The following is a 1,505-nucleotide window of genomic DNA, read 5'->3' as shown; positions in this document are numbered from 1 at the left end:
GAGTACAAGCCTTCCCGGCGCAGGATCGCGCCCTTCTCCCCGTTCGGAGCGTTCTCGTACTCGGCGACCATCGCGAGCTTGTACTCCGGGCTGAATACCCGCCGCGACGGCTTGGGCGCCGGATCAGCCCCGCCGCCGGACGCCGACTGCTGGCCAGTTGAAGTGGACACGTACGCAAGGATCTCCGATCCCCGCCCTCAGATCAGCACCCCGCTCGCACGGGTGTCTCACACCATCTTGACCAAGAGGGGTTTGCCCCCCGATTCCGTGCGGAGCTGAACCCGCCGGCAACGGCAGCCGAGATCGGCACTGTTGCAACCGCCCTTGGTGTGGCGCTCCCGGCCGACCTTAGGATCTGGTGGGGGCTGTCCAACGGAGTCCGGCACGGTATCGGCCTACCAAGTGCACGTCTGATCCCTGACTTCTTGAGTCCCTACCCCACGTCCATCGCCTTGGAGCGTTGGCGGATGCACCTGGAGGTCCAACAGAAGTCGTACCCGCCGGGGCTGCGTGAGGAGATGGCACGATTCGTGGCCAGCCAGAACACTCAGCCAGCCGGCACCCTCCAACCCCAGTTGTACTGGCTCCCCCGATGGCTGCCCATCGCGGGTGACGGTGGGGGAGGTGGCCTATTCATAGACCTACGCGAGGGTCCGCTACATGGATGCCTGGTGGAGTTCTCCCGGGACCACCAGGGCACAACACCGCTGTGGGAGTCCGTGACGCAGCTGTGGGTAGACGTCGCTGACGAGCTGGAGGCCGTCGACACCGACATGCTCCGCAGCGACCGCATTGACGACCTGGGGTTCGGCGGGTGGGCACCTCCCAACTCCTAACCCGAACGCTACTGCGGAGCGTCCTGACCGAAAATGGTCGAAGGCAGCAAGTTCACGCCGCTCGCGCAGCGTGAGAGCAGAGCCCTGCGCCAGCAACTTCACCCGTTTCGGGTGATGACCGTTCATCACGGGGTGAGTGAGGCTGTAGCAGTACGATTCGCGAGTGTCGGGAGGAAGTTCTGATGACGGACTCGACTGCCGATTTCCTCAGCCGGCTGGGCGGGCAACCATCCTCGCCGATTGGTGTCTCGATGAAGGCCCGGGGCACTATTCGGTTGGACATCGAACGCGCTGCGGGGACCGATTTCTGGTTCGTCACGGTGGGCAACGGAACGGAGGTGTCGCGGCAGGACCGGCAGCCGGACCTGGTGATCCGCGGTCACCAGACGGTGTTCGACCGGCTGGTCCGGGGTCAGGCAAAGCTCTTTGCGTCGCTGCTGCGCAACGAGATCAACGTCGAGGGCGACTTCGCGCTCCTGCCGTCGCTTGAGCGGCTGCTGCCCGGCCCCGAGGGCGCCCACCATCCGCGCGATTTCGCCGGTGCAGGAGGACAGGGCTCATGAGCGAACGAGGTGTCAGCATCCTGGACGGCAACACGTTCGTCGTCAGCGACGAACGTGGCGACCTGCACCCGTCGCCGACCTTTCCCACCGGGCTCTTCTCGTTCGA

The 1,505-nt window shown here is 65.2% G+C and carries 2 protein-coding genes; both read left to right on the top strand.

Features of this window, described 5'->3' with window-relative positions:
- Window positions 1-275: 275 nt before the first annotated feature.
- Window positions 276-836 (top strand): SMI1/KNR4 family protein, encoded by a 561-nt coding sequence (locus ACZ6O2_RS36520; RefSeq protein ID WP_466026221.1) that lies wholly within the window; start codon window positions 276-278, stop codon window positions 834-836.
- A gap of 182 nt (window positions 837-1,018) precedes the next feature.
- Window positions 1,019-1,399 carry an SCP2 sterol-binding domain-containing protein gene (locus tag ACZ6O2_RS36515; protein WP_466026220.1) on the top strand — a complete coding sequence of 127 codons (381 nt, stop codon included), beginning with the start codon at window positions 1,019-1,021 and terminating at the stop codon, window positions 1,397-1,399.
- Window positions 1,400-1,505: the final 106 nt, after the last annotated feature.

The organism is Micromonospora sp. NPDC048040, assembly GCF_055587185.1.
The sequence above is the reverse complement of the archived record's forward strand: the minus strand, read 5'-3'. Positions and strand labels throughout refer to the sequence as shown.

Coding starts and splice junctions, on each gene's coding strand:
- ACZ6O2_RS36515 (WP_466026220.1), top strand. CDS start 1,019: ATGACGGACTCGACTGCCGATTTCCTCAGCCGGCTGGGCGGGCAACCA.